Raw genomic sequence first — 21,129 nt, 5'->3', positions numbered from 1 at the left:
ATCTGTTTCAGTGCCTTCCCGGATTCTCTGTTGTGAGCAGGGATGATTGTGCGTCACGTGCCCATGCGCAAGAATCAACACGATCGGGGTGTTCGGCGGGCTTGGGCCGAATGGCGGGGATCAGCGAAAGGCAGAGCACTCCGATGAACATGGGCGCGGCCATGTAGCGAAAGCACGGTGCGGGATTGGCGGCGAGCACGGTGAGCTGCACACCGAGGGGGACGGCGGCGAGGGCGAGCAGGACACGTCGACGGCGTGCCCGGGCGAGCAGCGCGACCAGTACGTAGGTGGCGTAGCACCAGGTGGCGCCGCGCCACAGGAGCCACTCCAGTTGGGGAACGCCGAAGGCGGAGCGGCCAAAGGTCGCTGCCTGGTGGAGAGTTGACGACAGCGGTCGGGCCTTGAGCAGCGAACGGTACGGGCTGTCCTCGATCGGGCCGTAGCCCCATAGGTCGGCAGGGATCGATGTGCCGTACGTCCATGTCCTGGCGTCCTTGCTCTCCGGCCCGGGGAAGACGCCCCAGGCGATGTGGGCCCGGCACACACGTGCGTCGAGGATCTGCTGCGGGGCCTCGCGCAGGGTGCGCCACCACAGCCGCACCAGCGGTTCGCTGAGCCGGTCGGCCTCGGTCCGGTTCCACGCGGCGTTGTAGTAGAGCACGTCGGACGCGTAGCAGTTGGTGCCGGCGGCGCGCCAGGTCGACAGCGGCGCCACCCGGACCATCAGCCGCCGATCCTCCGGGGTGAACCGTGCGGGGGTGCGCGCGTACGTCACGGCGAGGTCGGCGTAGTTCAGGTTGTAGAGGAACGCCTTGTTCGGCTGCTCGATGCCGGCCGCCGGATAGATCACCAGGGCGAGCAGCAGCGTCAGGGTGGTGGTCGCGGCGGCCAGTCCTGCGATCAGGAGCCGGGCCCCGGGCAGTGCCAGGACCAGTGCCAGGGCCGCGATCAGGGCCACCGGGAAGCCGTTGTTGCGGAAGAGGTCGACACCCAGCAGCCCGACGCAGAGCAGTACGAGCTCCGAGCGCCGCGGCCGGCCGGTCCACGTGCCGTGCGCCCGCCGTCCCACCAGCCGTACCGACACGGCGAACACCAGCAGGGCGCAGATCGTGAACGGCACGTCCTTCCACACGAAGACGACGAAGGACCCCAGGGGCGGAGTCGCCGCGCAGGCCACCGCGGCCGGTGCGCTCCACCGCCCCCGTACGCCCAGAGTCCGCAGGCCCACGCAGGTGTGGGCGAGGACGGCGGACATCGCGAGGGTCTGGAACAGCGTCAGGGCCGCAAGGTCGCCCGTGGTCCTGAAGCTCAGCCAGAGCAGGGCGTTGTAGAGCACCGAGTGGTCCGAACGCCAATGGTCGGTGGAGACCTGCCACGTGTGGACCACCGAGTCCACACTCATCAGCCCCGGGTGGAAGGCCGCCCACCAGAACAGGTAGCAGGCCTGGCAGAGCAGGAAGACGGCCAGGGGCAGGCGCAGCGCCGGCGGTACGCGCGGCCGCGGCGCCCGTACCGTCGAGGCCACGGTCACTCCGGATACTCGGCGCGGGCCGCGGAAGGAAGCCGCGCGTCCGACGCGGCGGGGATCACGTCTTTCGGTGGGGCGGCGGCCGGTGTCTCACGGGAGGTCCGGGGCGGAATGACGGGGCCTGCCGCACCGCGCAGCGCCGGGATGAGCGACAGGCACAGCAGGCCGATGAAGATGGGGGCCGCCATGTAGCGGAAGCACGGCGAGGGCGTCGCGACCAGGACGGTGAGCTGCGTGCCGAACGTGACACCGGCGAGCGCGAACAGCGGGCGGCAGCGGCGCGAGCGGGCGAACCGCGCGACGAGGACGTAGGTGGCGTACGACCAGATCGCGCCGCGCCACAGGATCCACTCCAGTTGGGGTGTGTGGGCGGCCTCGTACGCGAAGGTCCCGACGTGGTGGAGGGACGTGGACAGCGGCCGTGGTTGAGCCGCCTCGTTGTACGGGCTCGTCCGCATCTCCTCGTACCACTTGTAGAACACCGGATCCACGCGGTTGAGCTGGTTGTACGTCCTGCCGCCCTGATCCTGCGGGCCGGGGAAGACGGCCCAGGCGATGTGCCCTCGGCACAGCCGCGCGCCGATCACGTCCTGCGGCGCCTTGCGCAGGGTGCGCCACCACAACTGGACGAGCGGTTCGGTGAGTTGGTCGGTGACCTGTCGGTTGAGGCTGCGGTACATCGGGTCGGAGGCGAAGCACGACGCGCCGTTCTCGCGCCAGGACGAGAGCGGCGCGGCCTTGGACATCAGCCGCAGATCGTCCTTGGTGAACAGCTCGGGCGCCTTGGCATACGTCACCGACAGGTCGGCGTAGTGGAGGTTGTAGACGAGCGTCTTGGGCGGCTTCTCGACACCGACCGCCGCGTAGACCACGAACATCAGCGCCAGGGTCACGGCGGTGGTGGCGGCGACCAGCGCGACGAGCAGCCGCCGCGCACCGGGCAGCGCCGCGACCAGACACAGCGCGGCGATCACGGCGACGGGGAAACCGTTGTTGCGGAACAGGCCGATGCCGAGGAAGCCGACGCAGAGCAGCACGATCTCGGAGCGGTGCAGGCGGCCTGCCCAGCTTCCGTGCAGCCTTCGGCCCGTCAGCCGTGCCGTGACGGCGAAGACGAGCACCGCGCAGATCGTGAACGGCACGTCCTTTCCCACGTAGACGGTGAACGAGGCGAGCGGCGGGGCCAGGGCGCACGCCAGCGCCGCCGGCGCGCTCCATCGTCCGCGGACACCCACCGTGCGCAGGCTCGCGCACGTGTAGGCGAGCACGGCGGACATCGCGAGGGTCTGGAACAGCGTCAGGGCCGCGAACCCGCCGGTGGTCTTGAGGCTCAGCCAGAGCAGGGAGTTGTAGAGGACCGAGTGGTTGGAGATCCAGTGGTCGGTGGTGACCTGCCAGGTGTAGGCGAGCGCGTCGTAGTCGATCATTCCTGGGTAGAAGGCCGCCCACCACAGCAGATAGCAGGACTGGCAGGCCAGGAAGACGACCAGCGGCAACCGCAGGTCCTGCGGGACGCGCGTCCACAGGGCCTGGGCCTTCGCGGTCGCGGCCCGGGGCCGGGGACCGTGCGGGGCGTCTGACATGGCGGAGTTCTCCTCAGCGTGTGCCGTCGGGAAGGGCGGGGTGCGCGGCCCCTTGGTGCGGTGGTGTGTCCTGCTGGGGGATGACGGACGGGTGCTCCTGGCCGAGCATGACCAGGGAGACCACCCGGGCGGCCGCGCCTCCGTCGTCGTAGGCGCAGAACCGTCGGCGGAAGTCGGCGCGCAGCGCGGCGGAGCGCGCGTCCCGCCAGGCCCCGGACGCGAACAGTCGCGTCAACTCCCCGACGCTGGTGGTGACATGACCCGGCGGGTCGGCCAGTACGTCGAAGTAGGCGCCGCGGGCCGCCCGGTACGCCTCCCAGTCGTCGCCGTGGATGATGATCGGCCGGTCGGTGTTGGCGTAGTCGAACATCAGGGACGAGTAGTCGGTCAGCAGGGCGTCGGAGACGAGCATCATGTCCACGGCCGAGGGCTCGTCGGTGACGTCGAGGAGCAGTCCGCGCCGCTGGAGGTCGCGCAGTTGCAGTCCGCGGTACGCGGACCGTGCGTCCTTCGGGTGCAGCCGGACGAGCAGGGTGACCGTCGGGCCGAGCCCGCGCACCAGCTGTTCGAGGTCGAGCCGCGGGACGTACGACCTGCGGTGCTCGCGCCGCGTCGGGGCGTAGAGCACCACGGTGTTGCCGTCGGGGACACCGAGCCGCTTGCGCAGGGCGACCGTGCGCAGCGGGTCGCCCCGCACCAGCACGTCGTTGCGCGGGGCTCCGGTCGGCAGTGAGGTGAAGTGACAGGGATAGGCGCGGTCCCAGATCTGCTGCGCGTACGGGCTGGAGACCAGGCTGAAGTCCCAGCGGTCCGCGCGCCTGAGTTCCGCACGGACGTTGACCTGGTGCCGGGCGGCCGGGTGGCCGAGCCGGTCGACGCCCATGTGTCCCAGGGGGGTGCCTTCGTGGGTGTGGACATGGATCTGTCCGGGGCGCTTGACCAGACCGAGAGTCCAACTGACGTTGTTGACGAAGTACGTGGCGCGGCTCGTCACCCGGTGGTAGCGAGGTGTGTCCGGCGTGACGTGGTCGATGCCGCCGGGCAGCTGCGCCACGGCGTCCGGGCGCACCACCCACACCGCGTCGATGTGCGGAGCGAGGAGCCGGGCCGCTTCGTGGATGGCCGCCGGGTCGCCGAGCACCCCGCGGTGCCAACCGGCCGAGTACACGGCGAGGTTGGGGTCCAGGCGGTGGCGGCGCTGGGTGGCGGCGTAGAGGCGCTTGGCCCGTCGGCCGGCCGCGCTGGACAGCTCGCGCTTCTTGCGGAGGGAGGCGCGGCCGATGCGCTCGGCCAGCATGTAGGCCCGGAAGACCGGGTAGGGGGCGGCGGCGATCAGACGCCACTGTGTGCCGTAGGCGTCGTCCGGCGGCGTGAAGCCGTCGGGCTTGTAGCGCCGGTAGAAGTCCACCGTCTCGCGGTGGAACGCGGACCGGTCCTCGGGAAGGACCCGCTCGCTGAGCGGCAGCGTCGCCAGGAAGTGGTTGATCGTCCGCTCGAAGAGGTACGGCCTCGCTTCCCGCAGTTCCGGGTGGCTGTCGAGGAACGCGAAAAGGCCCGCGTACTGGGTGAAGATGTCGAAGTGCCGGCGTCCCGGGGTGCGGGTGATGGCACCACTCCTGCGCTGCAGGTACTCGACGCTCACCCGGTCCAGACATGCGATGCGGCGAGCGCATGCGAGCGCCTGATAGGTGACCGGGGCGTCCTCGTAGAGCCCCTCTTGGTAGGTGAGTCCGTGCCCGGTGAAGAAGTCGCGGCGGTACGCCTTGTTCCAGGCCACCAGGAACAGGTGCAGGTACTGGGGACTGCTCATGATGTCGAAGGTGTCCGTCCCCGCGGACGCGAGCAGGTCCGCCGTCATGCTCCTGCCGCCCCGGCCCCACCAGTGCGTGCGCACATGGTCGAAGACGAGGATGTCCGGGTCGTCGGTGACGGTGAGCCGCTCGTCGATGGCTTGCAGCGCCCCGGGCGTGTAGCTGTCGTCGCTGTCGAGGAAGAGCAGATAGTCACCCGTGGCGTGGGCTACCCCCGCGTTGCGTGCCCGGCCGAGGCCGACGTTCTCCGTCAGATGCACGGCGCGGACCCGCGCGTCGCGGTCCGCGTACTCGTCGATGACCGCGCCGCAGTTGTCGGGCGAGCAGTCGTCGACCGCGATGACCTCGAGGTCGCTGCAGGACTGCGTCAGGATCGAGTCGAGGCACGTGCGCAGGTAACCCTGGACCTTGTGGACGGGGACGATGATGCTGAAACGAGGCACGGGCTCTTCCCTTGTCGTGGGGATGGGGGCGGGCGTCCGCGGCGGACAGGTGGCGGGTCAGAGGAGCGGGACCCGGGCCGCGGCCGGGGCCGGCACACGCTCGCCCAGCGGAACGATCGGCGGCAGCGTCGTCGCCGCCTCGCCGAGCAGCACCCGGCGCACCACGCGCTCCGCGGCGAGGCCGTCGTCGAACTCGCAGAACCGTCGGCGGAACGCCTCGCGCAGTTGGGCCGAGGCCTCGTCCTGCCACCGGCCGCCGCGAAAGATCTCCGTCAGCTCGTCCTGGGTCCGGGCCACCGGACCCGGGGGCCCGGCGAGCAGGTCGAAGTAGACGCCGCGCGTCTCCCGATAGATGTCCCAGTCGTCGGCGTACACCACGATGGGACGGTCGAGGTTGGCGTAGTCGAACATGATCGACGAGTAGTCCGTGACCAGGGCGTCCGCGGCGAGGCACACCTCGTCGGGCGAAGGGTGCTCCGTCACGTCGATCAACTGGCCGGACCGCAGCATCCCTTCGAGGCCCGCGGCCCCCGCGTAGGAATGGTGGGCCCGCATCAGCACGACGAAGTCGTCGCCGAGCGCCCGGCAGAACGCGGCGAGGTCCAGTTGGGGCAGGAAGTCCGTGCGGTAGTCGCGATGGGTCGGCGCGTACAGCACCGCCACCCGGTTGTCCGGGACGCCGAGGCGGCGCCGGATCGCGGTGACGTCGTCGGCCGTCGACGTGTAGAACGCGTCATTGCGCGGATAGCCCACGTCCAGGCTCTCGTACGCGCCCGGGTAGGCCCGCTCCCAGACCTCGGTGGAGTGACGGTTCGAGGAGACGTTGAAGTCCCAGCGGTCCACGCGTTGGAGCAGCTTGCCGAGCGATCCGGCCGCGGCGGCCGCGGCCGGGTACTCCACCAGGTCCACGCCCATGCACTTGAGGGGGGTGCCGTGCTGGGTCTGCACATGGACGGTGCCGGGGCGCTTCTTGACCGCCATCTCGAAGTTGACGTTGTTGAAGGTGTACTTGGCGGTGGCCATGACCTCCCAGTAGCGGGCGCTGCCGATCACGACACGCTCCACGTCGTCGGGAAGGCTTCCCGTGTGGTCCTTGGTCACCAGGAAGACCGGTTTGATGTGCGGGGCCAGGCGCCGTGCGGCCGCGTGGATGGCGGCGGGGTTGCAGGCGTAGCCGCGGCCCCAGTAGGAGGAGAAGACGGCGAGGTTCTCGTCGATGGGCCGCCTGAGGAAGGTCCGGTACGGGTTGCCGATGCGCTTGCGCAGCCGCCTCAACCGGCGTCGGCCGAGCCGGATCCCCTTGCCGGCCAGGCGCTTGGTGCCCCGCAGCGCGCTGAATGCCACGTAGGAGCCGGAAGCCAGCAGGGCATGTTGCAGGCCCACACTGCCCCCGGGCCGTCGGCTGCCCGCCGGACGGTGCCGGCGGTAGAGGCGGGTGGCCTGCCGGAAGTACTGTCGGCGCACCGCCGGGGTCGGCAGCCGACCGGGAGTCGCGGCGGTCTTGAGCACCTTGCCCACCATCTGGTGGAAGACCCTGTCGAGCAGCACCGGGTCGGTCGTCAGCTCGGCCGCCCGGCGCATCACCAGGTCGAACTGGTCGAGCAGGTCCATGTGGTGGAGTCCGGGCAGGTGGTTCCGGCTGCCCTGGCGGCGCAGCAGATGGCGTACGCAGATCCGGTCGAGCACCGCGATCCGCCGGGCCCGGAGCGCGGCGACGACGCTCCACACCGTGTCGGTGAACATGCCGGGTACGAAGGCCAGTTGGTGCCGGGCCACGACGTCGCGCCGGTAGGCCGCGCTCCACGCCGGCACCCATGCGTCGGGCAGCGCGGGGTGCTGTTCCACCGAGAAGGCACCGGTCGGCGCGTCGGGCCACAGCCGCCCCAGCGCCGGTCCGGTGCCGCCGTCGAACCAGTGCACCCGCTCGTGGTCGAAGAGCAGCAGATCGGGTTCGTCGCACTCGGCGAGCCGCGCGTCGAGAATTCCCAGCGCACCCGGCACCAGCGTGTCGTCGCCGTCGAGAAAGAGCAGGAATTCGCCCTCGGCGACCGCGATCCCGGCGTTCCGTGCGCCCGGCAGCCCTTGATCCGGCTCGGAGTGCACCACCTTGAGCCGCGTATCGCGGTCCGCGAATTCGCCCGCGATGGACGCGCACAGCCCTTCCGGTGCTCCGACCACGGCGATCAACTCGAGGTCGGCGAAGGCCTGACCGAGCACCGAATCGAGACAGTCGGGCAGCCGCCCCGGCCCCTCGTGGGCCGGAACAACGACACTGAAGCGGGGCAACACACACTCCTTCGATCGGCTTTCAGGCGGCGCCGGTGGGCAGCGTTGCGCTGGGCCCCGGTTCCTGCCGCGGGCCAGGTGCGGGCGCCGACCGTCGCTCCCCCGACGGCGGTCCCTGGCGGCGTGCGGGGCGCGGATGTCGTTGCGTGGACAGCCGTGAGCGAGTGTGGTGTACCCCCTCAGGCGGACGGCGCCGACCCGCGGGGCGGGGGCCGCGAATTCGTCGACAATCGCTCCACTGGCGTCCGATGAGCCGCCGTCGACCGCGATATGCCCGCACCCGATGGGCGGGGATGATCACACTGAACCGTGGCAATGCGTTTCCATGGGTCGTCATTCGCGTATTGCGTGAAAACGGCCATGTTTTGGGTGGGTTACGCGGGGTGCGGCATATGGGGGAACCGGCTGAGCCAAATGAACGCGGATGAAATTATCGAGGCGGTTGCATTCCCGCGACGTTGGACGCCGGGTGAGCCGGTCCGTCGGCCCGAGCGGCAGCACGCAGCGCCGCCTCGACCCGGTGGTTGCTGGTCATGGACGCCGTGACGGCCGTCATCGTCAGGAGGAGGCCGGCGGCGGCGTAGAGCGGGGTGCGGACGTCGTAGGTGGTGGCCAGCCAGCCGCCGAGGAAGGCCCCGACAGGGGCGGCGCACATGGCCAGCATGCGGGACGTGGAGGCGACCCGGCCCATCAGGTGGGCCGGGACGATGGTCTGGCGGAGGGAGGGCCCGAGCACCATGGTGGCGCCCATGCCGGCCCCGCAGACGGCGAGCGCCAGTCCGGCCACGTACGGGTTCGGGGCGGCGGCCAGGACCAGGATGGCGAACCCTTCGACGGCGGCCGTGCAGGTCAGTGCGGTGCCGGTGCCGAGTCGTCGGCCGAGGCGGGAGGCGATGCCCGCACCGAGCAGACCGCCGGTGGCCTCAGCCGTGAGGAGCAGGCCGAAGCCGTAGGTGTCCATGCCGAGGCGGTCGTGCGCGAAGAGCGCGAGCACGGTCTCCACGGCGAGGAAGGCGACGTTCCCGACCGCCGGGCGGAGCGCGAGCCCGAGCAGCACCCGATCCCGGAAGACGTACGAAGCCCCGGCCCGCGCCTGCCGAAGCAGCGACTCCCGGACCTCGGGCACGGGCCGGGGCATGGCAGGCAGCGACCGTACGAGCAATGCGGAGAGCAGGAACGACACCGCGTCGGCGAGCAGCGGAACCGCCCGTCCGAGCGCGAGCAACGCACTGCCCGCAGGCGGCCCCGCGAAGCCGGACATGGCCGTCTGGGCGCCGCGCAAACGGGAGTTGGCGCGCTCCAGGAGCGCGGGGTCGCGGCCGAGCAGATCCGGCAGATAGGCCGTGGCGGCCGTGTCGAAGAAGAGTCCACCGAGGCCGAGCAGGAAGGCGACGGCCGCGAGCAGCGGAATGCTCAGCACGTCGAACGCCGCCGCTGCCGCCGGTATCGCCAGCAGCGCGGCACGCGCCGCGTCCGTGACCCACATGGTGCGCCGACGGTCCCAGCGGTCGACCAGCGCACCGCCGAGCACCCCGAAGAGCAGCCACGGCAGCGTGCCCGCGGCCGTGACGACGGCGAGCGCCATCGGGTCCCGTGTCAACGTCAGCGCGAGCAGCGGCAGCGCGGCATGTGACACCCCGTCACCGAGGGAGGACACCGTCTGCGCGGTCCACAGCCGCCCGAACCCGGTCGGCAACTTCCCTATACCTGAGGTCATTTGGCGCCCCCCTCGGCCCGCTCGCCCGATGCGGGGTGGAACAGTGCGAAGACGAGCGACGCGTCCGGCAGCGACGGATCGGACAGCTCCCGGTACTCGTCCGCGAGCGCCTCGAGCCGCGCCCCCAGCTCCGCGAACTGCTCGTCGGTGAGCCGCAGATGCGCCATCCGAACGTGCCGCTCGCCATCCGCCGGCGACGCCTCCAGATCCGCCACCGCATGCCGCATCAGCACATCCGGGCCTCCCTGGCCCGGATCCGGCAGCACGATCGACCGCGCGGCCATCGCGTAGTACCGCTCGGTGACCCCTCGTACCTTCCGCGTCCGCACCACCTTGACCAGCCCGGCCCGCTCCAGCAGCCGCACGTGGTAGCTGGAACTTCCCTTCGCGAGGCCGACCCGTTCGGCGATCTGTGTGATCGTCGCAGGCTCGAAGCGGAGCACGGCCATGATCCGGTGCCGCGTGCGATTGGAGACGGCGCGCAGCTGGTCGTCAGTGGTGACGTGGATGGTCTCGGCAGCATCGTCGGCAGGCATGCGAGCAATGGTCAACGTTTCTTGACCATTGGGCAAGGGGTTTGCGCACGGCTTCCGAAATCCGCTGTCCGGCGCGCGGGCCCCGCACCCCCCGCCTCCGCGCCGTCGTCTCAGGTCACCAGTCCCCGGCGGTAGGCATGGACGACCGCCTGGACGCGGTCGCGGAGACCGAGTTTGGCGAGGATGCGGGAGACGAAGGTCTTGACGGTCTCCTGGCTCAGCAGGAGGGCCGCGGCGATCTCGCTGTTGGACAGGCCGTCCGCGATGAGGAGCAGGACCTCAAGTTCGCGCGGTGTCAGCGGGGTGTCGGGCGTGGCGTCCTCGGCGGGCCGGATCCTGGCGGCGTATCTGCCCACGAGCCGACGTGTCACCTCGGGGTCGAGGAGGGCCGCGCCGGTGGCCACGGTCCTTATCCCCAGGAGCAGTTGGGCCGGCGGCGCGTCCTTGAGGAGGAAGCCGCTCGCCCCGGCGCGCAGCGCCTCGTAGACGTATTCGTCCAGGTTGAACGTGGTGACGACGAGCACCCTGACGGGATGCCGCACACCGGAACCGGCGAGTCGCCGGGTCGCCTCGATGCCGTCGAGCACCGGCATGCGTACGTCCATCAACACGACGTCGGGACGCAGTCGTTCGGCGAGGTCGACGGCCGTCTTGCCGTCTCCGCACTCGCCCACCACCTCCAGGTCGGGCTGGGCGTCGATGATGGTCACCAGGCCGGTGCGGACCAGTACTTGGTCATCGCAGACCAGTACGCGGAGGGGCTCGGTCACGAGGCGCTCCCGCCGGGTATCCGGGCCCGTACGACGAAGCCGCCGCCCGACTGCGGGTGCGCGCTGAACTCTCCGCCCAGGACGTCGACCCGCTCGCGGAGCCCGGCCAGACCGCGGCCGCCCCTTCCCGGGGATGCGTTCGACGATCCACGACCGTCCGTGCCGACCTCCACGGTGATGGCCCTTCCCCCGTGCTTCACCTGGACCCAAGTACGCCTGCCGTGAGCGTACTTGAGCGCGTTCGTCAGGGCCTCCTGCACGATCCGGTAGGCGACGAGGTCGGCGCTGCCGGTCGATTCGGCGGGCGTGCCCTCCTCGGTGAACTCCACCGGCTGCCCGGCCCTGCGGGTCTGCTCGACGAGGGTGAGGAGCCTGCCGACGGTCGGCGTCCTGGGCTCGGCGCCCGCGCCGCCGTCGGTCTCGGTGCCGTGGTCGGGATTGAGCAGGTCGAGCAGGTGCCGCAGATCGGTGATGGCCCGCCGGCCGGTGTCACTGACGGCGGCCAGGGTCTGGTCGAGACGCTCGGGGGCGGCGGTCAGATAGCGCGCGGCCTCCGCCTGCACGACCATCGCCGTCACATGATGGGTGACCACGTCGTGGAGTTCACGGGCGATACGGGTCCGTTCGGCGAGCAGGGTCTCCTCGGCGACACGGCGACGGCGTTCGACCTCCGCGAGCCGGCCGGCGCGCATCCACACACCAATCCCCCACGCGAGGACCAGTGCCAGATAGAACAGCACGAACTCGACGAGCGGATCGCCCGGCCCCCGCCGGTGGATGGCGACCGACAGCAGGACGAACGCCGCGGAGCAGCAGACCACGGTGACGCGACGGCGACTGTCCAGCCGGGACGCGACGGTCAGCAGGGCGATGGGCAGCGCGCTGCCCGCAAAGGTGTGGTAGCCGCGGAGTTGGTCGACGGCGAAGCCGAGTGACACCACGGCGAGGCAGGTCACCGGCCACCGTCGGCACACCAGCAGCGGCAGGGCCTGAAGGGCGATCGCCACGACGGCCAGCGCGTCGAACGGCCGGTTCGGCACACTGCCGAGCACCGTCCCCTGGCTGTGCAGCTCCGGCACGAACGACGCCGCCAGGAACAGCACACCGAGCACGGGATACCAGACCGCGGGCCCGACCCGGCGCCACTGCTCCGGGACCCACCGAGGAGTGCTCACCGGGAGAGTGTAGGCGCGGGGTCCGCGCGCACCTGGGCGCCGTTGAACGCGACGGTGATGACCGCCGTCAGTTGCCGGACAAGCCTCATGTCCACTCCTCCGAGGCCGAGTTGCCTACAGGTGCGCACAGGCGCCTATTGGTGAGCCGCGGCCTGCGCGGTGACACGCTGGACGGCCTTGACGGCGAGGTCAGGTCGGTCGACGTGGATGTAGTGGCCGCTTCCGGCGGCGGTGCTGATGCTGCTGCGCGGGGAGAGCGCGAGCCACTCGCGTTGGCCGCCGGCCCACATCCGCTCCAGGGCGGGACCGTACTCGGGGACCTCGGAGTACTGGGACTCGTGCTTGACGATCCGCACCGGAATGCTGCCCGCGGAGCGCACCTCGCCATCGTCGATCACGAACTTCTCCGGGTTCTGCCCCATGTTCACCGCGATGGTCTGGTCACGCAGTTCGGCTGCGGCGCCGGTGGCCGAGGCGGGGATCGCCTTGTTGATGCCGGCGGTCAGAGCCGGGATCGTGGCGTCCAACAGGACCAGCCCCTTGACCCGGTCCCGGTGATCAGGGGCGTACCGGGCCGCGATGAACCCGCCCATGGAGTGACCGGCGAGGACGACCGGGCCGTCCCCGACGACCCGGTCGAGCACGCCCGTCAGAATCTTGCCGGTGTCGTCGATGGTCTGGGTGCCCTTCGGCTTGTCACTCTTGCCCTCGCCGAGCCGGTCGTAGGAGCAGACCCGAGCCTTCTTGCTCAAGGTCTTCTGCAGACCGGCCATCGTGTCCAGCCCGTCTCCCCCGCCGGCCATCAGCATCACGATGGGCGTACGCCCCGTGGCACGCCCGGAACACGAGACGTTGACCGAATGACCGTTGACACGGACCTTTTTGGTACCCAGGAACGAGTCCTTGCCACTGGACTCCCCCTTGCCCTGGCCTTCCTCGCCCTGCACCGCATCCGTAATGGACGCCGACAACGACTGCGCCTCGGCGCCGACGCTCCCGTACCCGACGATGCCCCCACCGGCCACGGCACCGGCCGCGCAGAACATGACGGCAGCGGCAGCCACCTTGATCGAACGGTTCACGGGGGCCTCCAGGATGGCGAGCGAAAGTGTGGGAGAGATCCGGCGTTGATGTCACGCCGACCGCACGAACGCTACGGAGCCGACGGCCCTCGATCGTCACCCCACGGAGCCCACTTGGTTGTAGCTCTCGCGGGGGACGGCGCCCACCTCTGGGGGCGCCGTCCCTCACTCAATCGCACCCGCAGGTTCCGCCCCTACTCGCCCGCCCTGACGTCGATGAGGACCTTCCCCACCGCGCCGCCCTCGACGGCCTCGTGTGCCTGCGCCGTCTGGTCCAACGGGAAGCGGACGAGCGGCAGGCCGGACGCCTCACCGGCCCGCAGCGCACCCGCGGCGACGGCCTCGGACACGGCGGCCACGCCGTCGCGCATCGATTCGGCCGGGACCGTGTAGAGGGACAGGCCGTGCCAGTCCAGGTTCCGGCCGAAGGTCGCGCGGAGCGGCAGTCGGAGTTCGTCGCCGCCGTTGTTGGCGTAGAAGGCGATCGTCGCGTTGTTCCTGGTGACCGCCAGGTTCAGTTCGGCGTTGACCGCCGGGGCGACTTCGGCGACGAGGTCGACCCCGTCCGGTGCCAGGTCGAGGATGACCTTGGCTGCGTCCTGCGTACGGTAGTTGACGATGTGGTGGGCGCCCGCGGACTTCGCCAGGTCGGCCTTCTCCGGGGAGCTGATGGTCGTGACGACCGTCGCCCCGGCCCAGCGGGCCAGCTGGATCGCCGCGTTGCCGACCGCGCCCGCTCCCCCGGCGATCAGCACCGTCCACCCGGCAAGGGCGCCGGGCGCCAACCGGTTCGGGCCGTCGGCGGCGAGGGTCAGGGCGCGGTGGGCGGTGAGCGCCGGGACGCCGAGCGCCGCGCCCAGGTCGTAGCCCGCGTTGTCCGGGAGCGTCACCGCCCGCTCGGCCGGGATCGTCAGGTACTCCTGGGCCGTGCCGCCGTCGGGGCGCCCGGCCGCGGACAGATACAGCCACACCCGCTCACCGATCCGCGCGGGGTCGACTCCCGCGCCGACCGCGTCGATCCGGCCCGCACCGTCCTGGTTGGGCACCTGACTCTCGCCGTCCCCGAGCTGGCCGGACACCCCTGCCCGGACCTTCCAGTCCGTGGGGTTGACCCCCGACACATGGACCTCGACCCGGACCTCGCCGGGCCCCGGTTCGGGGACAGGGCGCTCCTCCACCTTCAGAACCTCGGAGTCGCCGTTGCTGCTGTACACGATGGCCTTCATGTTCTGGCCAATCACTACTGGACTTGTCGTATTCCCGGTGGGCGGGAAGGGACCGTCCCCGTTCAGCCGATCCGGCTTGGCAGCCACGCGAGGATCTCCGGGGTCACCGGGTCGACGACGTCGGCCGTCTCCTGCTCGCGCTTCTTGACGTACTTGGCCCAGTAGGGGCAGACCGGGACCACGCGCTTGCCGGCGGCGCGGACGTCGGCCAGGGCCTCGGTCACCAGCGTCGAGGCGAGGCCCTGGCCGGCGAAGCGGTCGTCGACCTCGGTGTGGAAGAAGACCCGCTGCTCGTCGCGGTCGCGGTACTCGGTGAGACCGGCCTGTTCGCCGTCGACCGTGATGACGTAGCGCTGCTCGTCGGGGCGGTGTTCGACGACCGGAGTGGTGGCGGATGTCATGGCTCTTGTCTCCTTGTGTCGTGGTGTCGTGGTGTCGTGCGGGATGGCCTGGCGCCCTGGACCTTGGGCCTTGGGGTGTCGGCGCTTTGGTGTGTTGGTGTGTTTCGACGCCGTCAGTGCGGTGAGCGGTTGCCGCGTGACTTCAGCCTGCTGTTGGGCAGTTCGGGGGCCGACAGGCGGTTGCCGGGGTAGCCGGAGACCGTGCCGAAGCGTTCCGCGGCGGCCTCCCACTCCGCCCGGGCCGCGACGACGTCCTCGTGGCTCCGGCCGATGAAGTTCCACCACATCACGATCTCTTCGCCGAACGGTGTACCGCCCAGCAGCAGAAGCCGCGTCGGGCCGCTCGTCTCGTTGGTGAGGGTGATCGTGTCTCTGCCCGGGGCCAGGTAGCCCAGCTCCGCGTACGGTACGAGGGTGTCCTCGACCCGGACGGCCCCTTCGTCGACCAGGACGCCGTGTTCGAAGGCCGGGTCCACCGCGAGGGTGGTGTGCGCGCCCGGTTCGAGCACGAGTTCCGCGCCGAGCAGCGGGGAGTACGTGGGGACCGGGGAGGTGACTCCGGCCAGTGTGCCGAGGAAGACCCTGGCCTCCGCGCCGTCCAGGGCGATGGTGGCGGGTGCGTGGTGCCGGAAGGCGGGCGCGACGTCGCGGTGCTCGTCCGGGAGCGCGATCCAGAGCTGGATGCCGCGCAGGACGGTGGTGTCCGGGGTGGAGACCTCGGAGTGGCTGATGCCGCGCCCGGCGGTCATCAGGTTCAGCTCGCCGGGTCGCACCATGGCGTGCGTGCCCAGGCTGTCGCGGTGCTCGATCTCGCCGTCGAACAGCCAACTCGCCGTCTGCAGGCCGATGTGCGGATGCGGCGCGACATCCATTCCGCCGGTGGCGGAGACGGCATCGGGCCCGTAGTGGTCGGCGAAGCACCACGCGCCGATCAGGCTCCGCTCCCTCTGCGGAAGGGTGCGCCGTACGGTCATCGCCCGCGGACCGCCGAGCGGCACCTCGCGAGCCCCCAGTAGCTCAACCTGCCCGGTCTCGGCTGTGTTTTGATGTGGCGTCACGGGCGCGCGGCGGGTCTCGTCCGGCGTCTGCTCGTATGCGGCCATGGTGCTCCTCCCCCTTTGTCGATGTTCCCTGTCGCGTTGTCGATCTTCCCTGTCGATCTCCCCCGGCGCAGGGTGATTGAACAGTAAACTATATTGGCGTGGGCCGCCACTGCCGACCGGCGGCCACGAACGAGGGAGGGCTCCACAGTGAGCACCACAGCAGTGAGCAGCACGGCAGCACCCACCACGGGCACGCAGGACCGGCGCCGGGTCTTCATCGACAAGCAGTCGCCGGACTCGTACGGGGCCTTCCGCCACGCCGCCGAGGCGGTTCGCGCCGAAGCCGCCGCGGCCGGTCTGGAGCCCACCCTGCTGGAGTTGGTCAACATTCGCGTCTCGCAGATCAACGGGTGCGCCTTCTGTCTCAACACGCACACCCGTGCCGCCCTGCACGCCGGTGAGTCCCCGCTGCGCCTCGGGGTGCTGCCGGGATGGCGGGACACGGAGGTGTTCACCGACCGGGAGCGGGCGGCACTCGCCCTCGCCGAGGCCGTCACGCACCCGGACGACGCCGCCGCCCAGGAGTCGGCGTACGCCGCGGCCCGGGAGGTGTTCGACGACGCCGAGATCTCCGCCGCGATCTGGGCGTCGATCTCCATCAACGCCTTCAACCGGGTCTCCATCCTCAGCAAGCACCCCGTACGCCGGGCCGCCATGCCGAACCCGGCGGTCCAGTGACCCGACCGACCCCACTGCGCCAAACTACGCACACAACCCACACAGCAGTCGGCAGCACGTGCAGCGCGTCCGGCAGCAGGACATGGAGGCCCACGATGGCCATCGAGATCACCGACTCCCCCGACGACAACCGCTACGAGGCCCGAATCGACGGGCGGCGTGCGGGAATCGCCGAGTACATGCGCACCAAGGAGAGCGGGCTCGTCGTCTTCACCCACACCGAGGTGGACCCGGAGTACAACGGGCAGGGTGTCGGTTCGGCGCTGGCGCGCGCGGCCCTGGATGCCGCGCGGGCGGACGGGCTCAGGGTCCTCGCCGTGTGCCCGTTCATCACCGGTTGGATGGCCCGGCACCCCGACTACCAGGACCTCGCCTACCAGAGCCGCAGCAAGGTCGAGGACTGACCGACCGGGGGCGCTCCGGTCAGGTAGTGGACCGCAGCGGCGGCGCCTGCCATGTCATGCCGGGCGGCTGGAGCAGGGGCGAGGGCTCCGGCCCCGGGTCGTCGGTGTCGACCACTCCGGCGGCCGCGCGGTCGAAGTCGGCGGGCCAGCGAGTGCGTTCACTGGCCAGGGCGCCGGTCAGCCGAGCGTCGACCAGGTGGGCGGTACTCAGGTCGGCGCCGCGCAGGTCTGCCATGCGCAGGTCGGCGCGGTGGAAGACCGCGCCGCGTGCGTCGGCCTTGCGCAGGTTCGCCTCGCGCAGGTCCGTCTCGGTGAAGTCGGCGTCCCGCAGGTCGGTCTCGACCATCTTCGCGGCCCGCAGGTCGGACAGCACGCAGCGGGCCCGGCTGAGGACCGCGGTCGTGAGGTCGGTGTGCCGCAGATTGACCGAGACCAGGGACGCCTGGGCCAGGTTGGCGCGGTACAGGCCCGCCGCCTCCATGCAGGCGCGGTCGAAGTTGACCTCGGGGAACCACAGTCCGTCGCAGTCGGCCCGGCGCAGGTCGGTGAGGCTGAGATTGACCCAGGACTGCTCCCGGTGCTGACACAGGACGCCCAGCGCGGTCAGCGCCACCTGGGCGTCCGCGGCGCGCGTCTCCAGGGGCGCGATGTCGTTGATGGGCGCGTCCACCGGGGGTGACTGCGGCCCGGCGGGCGGCCAGGGCAGATGGGTGCGCAGATACGCGGCCTGGATGGAGATGATGGCCTCCCGGTCGCGGGCGGACTGCTCCGCGATCCGCCACAGCGCGTGCAGCCCGCCGATGCGCACGTCCAGCTTGTCGCTGCCCAGTTGGTCGACGGCCCGGCTGAAACGGTCGGTGACGTAACCCTCCTGGGTGGCGCGCAACCCGTCCTGGCTCACCCGCAGTTGGCGCCAGGTCGCGTACGCGCCGAAGAGCACGACGAGGCCGCCGACCACCTGCAGAAGTGTCGTACGGACATCGTTGACCGCCTTCAGCCGGTCCTTCGCGGCGACGCTCGCCCCGGCGAGATCGTGGTCGACCACCACGCTCGGCAGCAAGACGAACACGGCGCCCAGCACGGCCAGTCCCGCGGCGGCCAGCAGTCCCGCGCCCACACGGCGCGCGACCGGACTGTCGCGGCATGCCCGTCGCCGACGGTCCGGCTCCCCCATACCCACAAGCATGGGAGCCTAGGCGCCGCCTGACGGGTGATCAAGAGCCCATCTACTTACTGCCATTGGGCATCCTCCCGGTCCAGATCCTCGATCGGTCCGAGGATCGTCCACCCCGGCTTCAGCGATCGCGTGCTGCGGAACCCGTGGTCCTCCGCGTACGACTCCGCGTCCGTGCCCTCCGAGGCGTGCATGATCGTGTAGCGCGGCGGGTCGTTGCCGTAGAAGCGGAAGAACGTGCGCCCCTTGTCCTTCGACTGGTGGACGATCACGTCGACGCCCCACAGCGCCCCGTACGCCGCCCGGTCCTGCCGGGTCGTCGGGCGGCAGGCTTCGGGGCGGCCCGTGTCGCGTACGCAGATCACCTCCGGGATCCAGGTGATCCGTTCGGCCCGCGGGTGGGCGGCCACCAGCGCCCTCATCCGGGCGTCGGCCTTGGCGAAGGCCGCCTCCCTGCGGTCGAACTCCGTCTCCAGTTTGTCGAACCGCCGGTCGTCGAAACCGCTGCCGAAGTGTGCCTCGAGTACGCCGATGACGACGACCCGCCAGGCCAGGAACAGCGCCGCCACGACGATCAGCGTGACGAGCAGGACCCGGCCCGGCGAGCGCCGCCGTCGGCGACGCTCCAACTCGAGGGCGTCAGAACGAGCCACTGATGGGAACTTCGACGTCCGCCACCGCGATCGGCGGGGCGTACTTCCCATCGAACCGGTCATAGTGCTGCAGCGTAAACCAGTCGATGAAGCCGTACTCGGTGACCTCGTCGTCCGGGTCGAGGCCGAAGTGGTCGTAGGAGTGGAACAGCAGCTTCCCGGAGAACGTGTTGCCGCTGACCTCGTAGTCCTTCAGCTCGATGGTGTGCCCGTGGAACTGGTGGATGGCGATGGACAGCGCCCGCTGGTTGGCGTCCCAGAGGGAGAAGTCGTACACCGGGTACTGCAGGCCTTCCCGGGCGAACTGCTGGTACAGCAGGTTCTTGTTCAGGTCGTCCTGGAGCTGGAACTGCGCCGTCCCGCCCTTGTTGTCCTTGATGGACCGGACGATGAGCTCCTTGGCCTTGTCGGTGTACGTCTTCTCCTGCGGCGATGCCTCGACCGCCCGGGACAGCGCGCTGCCGGAGCCGATCTTCTGGAACCGGGCGGGGTCGTAGTTGTCGTCCACGGTGACGGAGCCCGCGCTCTCCCCGTTGTGGCCGAAGCGGAAGGCGTTGCGCAGGTCGTCCACCGTCTGCTGGTTGTCGCTGTCCGCGCCGGCCTTGCCGAAGTTCATGATGTCGTTGAACTCGCCCCACATCAGGAACTCGGGTGTGATCGAGGCGTTCCAGAACGACCAGCTGAGGTCGGTCAGTTCGTCCCAGTCGTAGTCGTTGAACGTCAGGTCGTCCGCGACGAGTTGGCTCGGCGGCACCTGGAAGTGCTCGGGGTCGGGCTCCTTGCGCCGGCCCTCCCGGTTCGCCGACTGGTGGATCAGCATGTCCGACTGGTCGGCGACCAGGGGGTTGCGGTCGGCCCGGTCCCGGGAGCCGTCGCCGTCGGTGTCCGCCTTCATCGGGTTCGAGGTCAGCTTGGCGTAGGTCAGCTGCTTGGTCCCCTCCTGCGTGCCGGACGCCTTGCCCGTGACGACCTGGACCTCCTTGCCGTCCTTGACCGAGTCACCGTCCGAGTCCGGGTTCTTGGGGTCCATCGTGCCCACCGGCACACCATTGCCCTGGACGAGGTTCCCGGCGCGCATCGCCTTCTCGTCGTCGTCGCTGATGCCGTCGTTGTCGGTGTCCTTCGACGAGCCCCGTTCCTGGGCGGAATCCTTGCGGACGGTTTGGTCGGTGTGCTCCCACACCTTGTCGAAGGCCCGGCTGTTGAGCACCGTGTACTTGGTGAAGTCGCTGGTGGTGGCCATGATCGTGTCGCCGTCGAGCCGCTGGTCCGCGAGCTTGACCAGGCGCTGGGACTTCTCGTCGTAGCCGTAGACGGCCGGCTCGAAGTCCGATCCGGCCCGCTTCGGGTCGACCTTGAAGGAGATCTTCGCCGCGTCGAACTCGCCGTCGACCGCGAACTCGTAGCCGTTGCCCACGTACCCCGGAGTGGACTTCGGGAACTGCTGCTGGTCGGCCGGGAGCTTGGTGACCGCGAACGTGGACACCTGCTTGGAGCGCAGCCCCTTGATCGTGGCCGAGGCCGTGGTGGCGCCGCCGTCCGCCGACCGTGTCACGTCGAACGTGGACTCCTTGACGCGCGGGTCGGAGCCGATCCGTGTCTCCTGGCCGTCCTCCACGCCGTCGCCGTCGGTGTCGGGCTCGGCCGGGCTCGTGTGCCGGTCCAGTTCCTTGCCGTCGTCCAGTCCGTCGCCGTCGGTGTCCGCGTGCACGGGTGAGGTCTTGAGCCGTATCTCGCGCTCACTCACCACGTGGTCGCCGTCCGGGTCCTCCTTGCCGTCGCGGACCTTGTCGCCGTCGCTGTCCGCCTTCAACGGGTCGCTGCGGTAGCCGAGTTCGGCGAAATCGGTGAGGCCGTCGTGGTCCGTGTCCTGCTTCTTCGGGTCGAGCTTGGCGCGCTGCTCCATGTCGTCCGGGAGCCCGTCGCCGTCGGTGTCCTTCGTCGGCCGCGCCCCGTCCTTCGCGAAGCTCGTCCAGGCGGGGGTGTGTGCCGTGTCGCCGGCCTTCGCGCGGTACCAAAGGGTCGAGGTGGTACCCGGCTCGATCACCTTGTTCGCCGCGACGTTCTGGATCGTCGTGCGCTCGCCCTGCTGGGCGTCATCCAGCTTCGCCGACCCGGTCGCCGTGATTCTGTCCGGCAGTTCGAACGTCAGGGACCAGTCGGTGATGTCACGCTTGGAGACGTTCTTGATCTGGAGCTCCGCGATGTAGGAGCCCTCGGTCGACTTGTCGCGCAGCTCCTTCGGGACCTTGCCCCACTGCGGATCGTCCGCCGCGAGCTGCCGGTAGGAGACGTCGACCGCGTTGTCCCGGTAGATGGTCTTCCCGGAAGGTGTGTCCTCGTCGTTGCCCGCGACCGCGGGTGCCGCGGTTCCGAGCAGGAGTAATAAGGCGCTGAGTGGCATGGTGACGCGTCTGCGCATGGTCTTCCCCCAAGTGTCCATACTTACCAGGCGTCGCGAAGTAGCCCCCGTTTCACGGCACTTCGCCAGTCGAACGCAGAAGCTAGCAGGGGTCGGTGACGGAACCTTGGCTTCCTTGAGGGGGAGTTGAGGACGCT

At 70.2% G+C, this 21,129-nt stretch carries 17 protein-coding genes; 2 read left to right on the top strand and 15 right to left on the bottom strand.

The features are described from left to right. Window positions 1–7: 7 nt before the first annotated feature. The 12 genes from ACYSUO_RS06895 to ACYSUO_RS06840 all read right to left on the bottom strand — a co-directional run bounded on the left by ACYSUO_RS06895 (window position 8) and on the right by ACYSUO_RS06840 (window position 15,661). A complete protein-coding gene (locus tag ACYSUO_RS06895; protein WP_461775108.1) occupies window positions 8–1,525 on the bottom strand; it encodes a hypothetical protein in 1,518 nt (505 codons plus the stop codon). 2 nt (window positions 1,526–1,527) lie between these two features. After that, window positions 1,528–3,111 (bottom strand): hypothetical protein, encoded by a 1,584-nt coding sequence (locus ACYSUO_RS06890; RefSeq protein WP_461775107.1) that lies wholly within the window; start codon window positions 3,109–3,111, stop codon window positions 1,528–1,530. A gap of 13 nt (window positions 3,112–3,124) precedes the next feature. After that, window positions 3,125–5,365 carry a bifunctional glycosyltransferase/CDP-glycerol:glycerophosphate glycerophosphotransferase gene (locus ACYSUO_RS06885; protein WP_461775106.1) on the bottom strand — a complete coding sequence of 747 codons (2,241 nt, stop codon included), beginning with the start codon at window positions 5,363–5,365 and terminating at the stop codon, window positions 3,125–3,127. A gap of 57 nt (window positions 5,366–5,422) precedes the next feature. Continuing rightward, window positions 5,423–7,651: a bifunctional glycosyltransferase/CDP-glycerol:glycerophosphate glycerophosphotransferase gene (locus ACYSUO_RS06880; RefSeq protein ID WP_461775105.1), complete on the bottom strand. Its 2,229-nt coding sequence runs from the start codon at window positions 7,649–7,651 to the stop codon at window positions 5,423–5,425. 430 nt (window positions 7,652–8,081) lie between these two features. Then, entirely contained in the window at window positions 8,082–9,368 is a 1,287-nt protein-coding gene (locus ACYSUO_RS06875) for an MFS transporter (RefSeq protein ID WP_461775104.1), read from the bottom strand. Continuing rightward, complete coding sequence (locus ACYSUO_RS06870; protein WP_461775103.1) at window positions 9,365–9,904, bottom strand: ArsR/SmtB family transcription factor; 540 nt, start codon at window positions 9,902–9,904, stop codon at window positions 9,365–9,367. The genes ACYSUO_RS06875 and ACYSUO_RS06870 overlap by 4 nt, the downstream gene beginning before the upstream one ends. Window positions 9,905–10,014: 110 nt before the next feature. After that, the gene (locus tag ACYSUO_RS06865; RefSeq protein ID WP_461775102.1) at window positions 10,015–10,674 is read right to left on the bottom strand and encodes a response regulator; all 660 of its coding nucleotides are present in this window, start codon (window positions 10,672–10,674) and stop codon (window positions 10,015–10,017) included. Then, entirely contained in the window at window positions 10,671–11,849 is a 1,179-nt protein-coding gene (locus ACYSUO_RS06860) for a sensor histidine kinase (RefSeq protein ID WP_461775101.1), read from the bottom strand. Before ACYSUO_RS06860 ends, ACYSUO_RS06865 begins: the two co-directional genes overlap by 4 nt. A 134-nt stretch (window positions 11,850–11,983) precedes the next feature. After that, window positions 11,984–12,931, bottom strand: coding sequence for an alpha/beta fold hydrolase (locus ACYSUO_RS06855; RefSeq protein ID WP_461775100.1), 948 nt, complete (start codon window positions 12,929–12,931; stop codon window positions 11,984–11,986). A gap of 194 nt (window positions 12,932–13,125) precedes the next feature. Further along, window positions 13,126–14,157 carry an NADPH:quinone reductase gene (locus ACYSUO_RS06850; protein WP_461775099.1) on the bottom strand — a complete coding sequence of 344 codons (1,032 nt, stop codon included), beginning with the start codon at window positions 14,155–14,157 and terminating at the stop codon, window positions 13,126–13,128. 62 nt (window positions 14,158–14,219) lie between these two features. After that, complete coding sequence (locus ACYSUO_RS06845; protein ID WP_461775098.1) at window positions 14,220–14,558, bottom strand: GNAT family N-acetyltransferase; 339 nt, start codon at window positions 14,556–14,558, stop codon at window positions 14,220–14,222. Between the two features lie 113 nt (window positions 14,559–14,671). Further along, a complete protein-coding gene (locus ACYSUO_RS06840; protein ID WP_461775097.1) occupies window positions 14,672–15,661 on the bottom strand; it encodes a pirin family protein in 990 nt (329 codons plus the stop codon). A 147-nt stretch (window positions 15,662–15,808) separates the two neighbouring features. Here ACYSUO_RS06840 and ACYSUO_RS06835 point away from each other — a divergent pair, with 147 nt between their 5' ends. Continuing rightward, on the top strand, window positions 15,809–16,339 hold the full coding sequence (locus ACYSUO_RS06835; protein ID WP_461775096.1) for a carboxymuconolactone decarboxylase family protein: 531 nt from the start codon (window positions 15,809–15,811) through the stop codon (window positions 16,337–16,339). Next, window positions 16,336–16,743: a GNAT family N-acetyltransferase gene (locus ACYSUO_RS06830; protein ID WP_461775095.1), complete on the top strand. Its 408-nt coding sequence runs from the start codon at window positions 16,336–16,338 to the stop codon at window positions 16,741–16,743. The genes ACYSUO_RS06835 and ACYSUO_RS06830 overlap by 4 nt, the downstream gene beginning before the upstream one ends. Window positions 16,744–16,762: 19 nt before the next feature. On the opposite strand, the gene ACYSUO_RS06825 is transcribed toward ACYSUO_RS06830, so the two are convergent. From ACYSUO_RS06825 to ACYSUO_RS06815, 3 genes are read right to left on the bottom strand one after another with little or no spacing between them, the layout of a single operon-like run. Further along, window positions 16,763–17,923, bottom strand: coding sequence for a pentapeptide repeat-containing protein (locus ACYSUO_RS06825; protein ID WP_461775173.1), 1,161 nt, complete (start codon window positions 17,921–17,923; stop codon window positions 16,763–16,765). A gap of 50 nt (window positions 17,924–17,973) precedes the next feature. Next, on the bottom strand, window positions 17,974–18,570 hold the full coding sequence (locus tag ACYSUO_RS06820; RefSeq protein ID WP_461775094.1) for a hypothetical protein: 597 nt from the start codon (window positions 18,568–18,570) through the stop codon (window positions 17,974–17,976). Next, window positions 18,557–20,992 carry a DUF3289 family protein gene (locus ACYSUO_RS06815; RefSeq protein ID WP_461775093.1) on the bottom strand — a complete coding sequence of 812 codons (2,436 nt, stop codon included), beginning with the start codon at window positions 20,990–20,992 and terminating at the stop codon, window positions 18,557–18,559. The genes ACYSUO_RS06820 and ACYSUO_RS06815 overlap by 14 nt, the downstream gene beginning before the upstream one ends. Between the last annotated feature and the right edge of the window lie 137 nt (window positions 20,993–21,129).

The organism is Streptomyces sp. UC4497, from assembly GCF_054871485.1.
Note: the sequence above shows the minus strand (reverse complement) of the source record. Positions and strands in the feature narration are given on the sequence as shown.

Coding starts and splice junctions, on each gene's coding strand:
- ACYSUO_RS06845 (WP_461775098.1), bottom strand. CDS start 14,558: ATGACATCCGCCACCACTCCGGTCGTCGAACACCGCCCCGACGAGCAG.
- ACYSUO_RS06870 (WP_461775103.1), bottom strand. CDS start 9,904: ATGCCTGCCGACGATGCTGCCGAGACCATCCACGTCACCACTGACGAC.
- ACYSUO_RS06840 (WP_461775097.1), bottom strand. CDS start 15,661: ATGGCCGCATACGAGCAGACGCCGGACGAGACCCGCCGCGCGCCCGTG.
- ACYSUO_RS06815 (WP_461775093.1), bottom strand. CDS start 20,992: ATGCGCAGACGCGTCACCATGCCACTCAGCGCCTTATTACTCCTGCTC.
- ACYSUO_RS06875 (WP_461775104.1), bottom strand. CDS start 9,368: ATGACCTCAGGTATAGGGAAGTTGCCGACCGGGTTCGGGCGGCTGTGG.
- ACYSUO_RS06850 (WP_461775099.1), bottom strand. CDS start 14,157: ATGAAGGCCATCGTGTACAGCAGCAACGGCGACTCCGAGGTTCTGAAG.
- ACYSUO_RS06890 (WP_461775107.1), bottom strand. CDS start 3,111: ATGTCAGACGCCCCGCACGGTCCCCGGCCCCGGGCCGCGACCGCGAAG.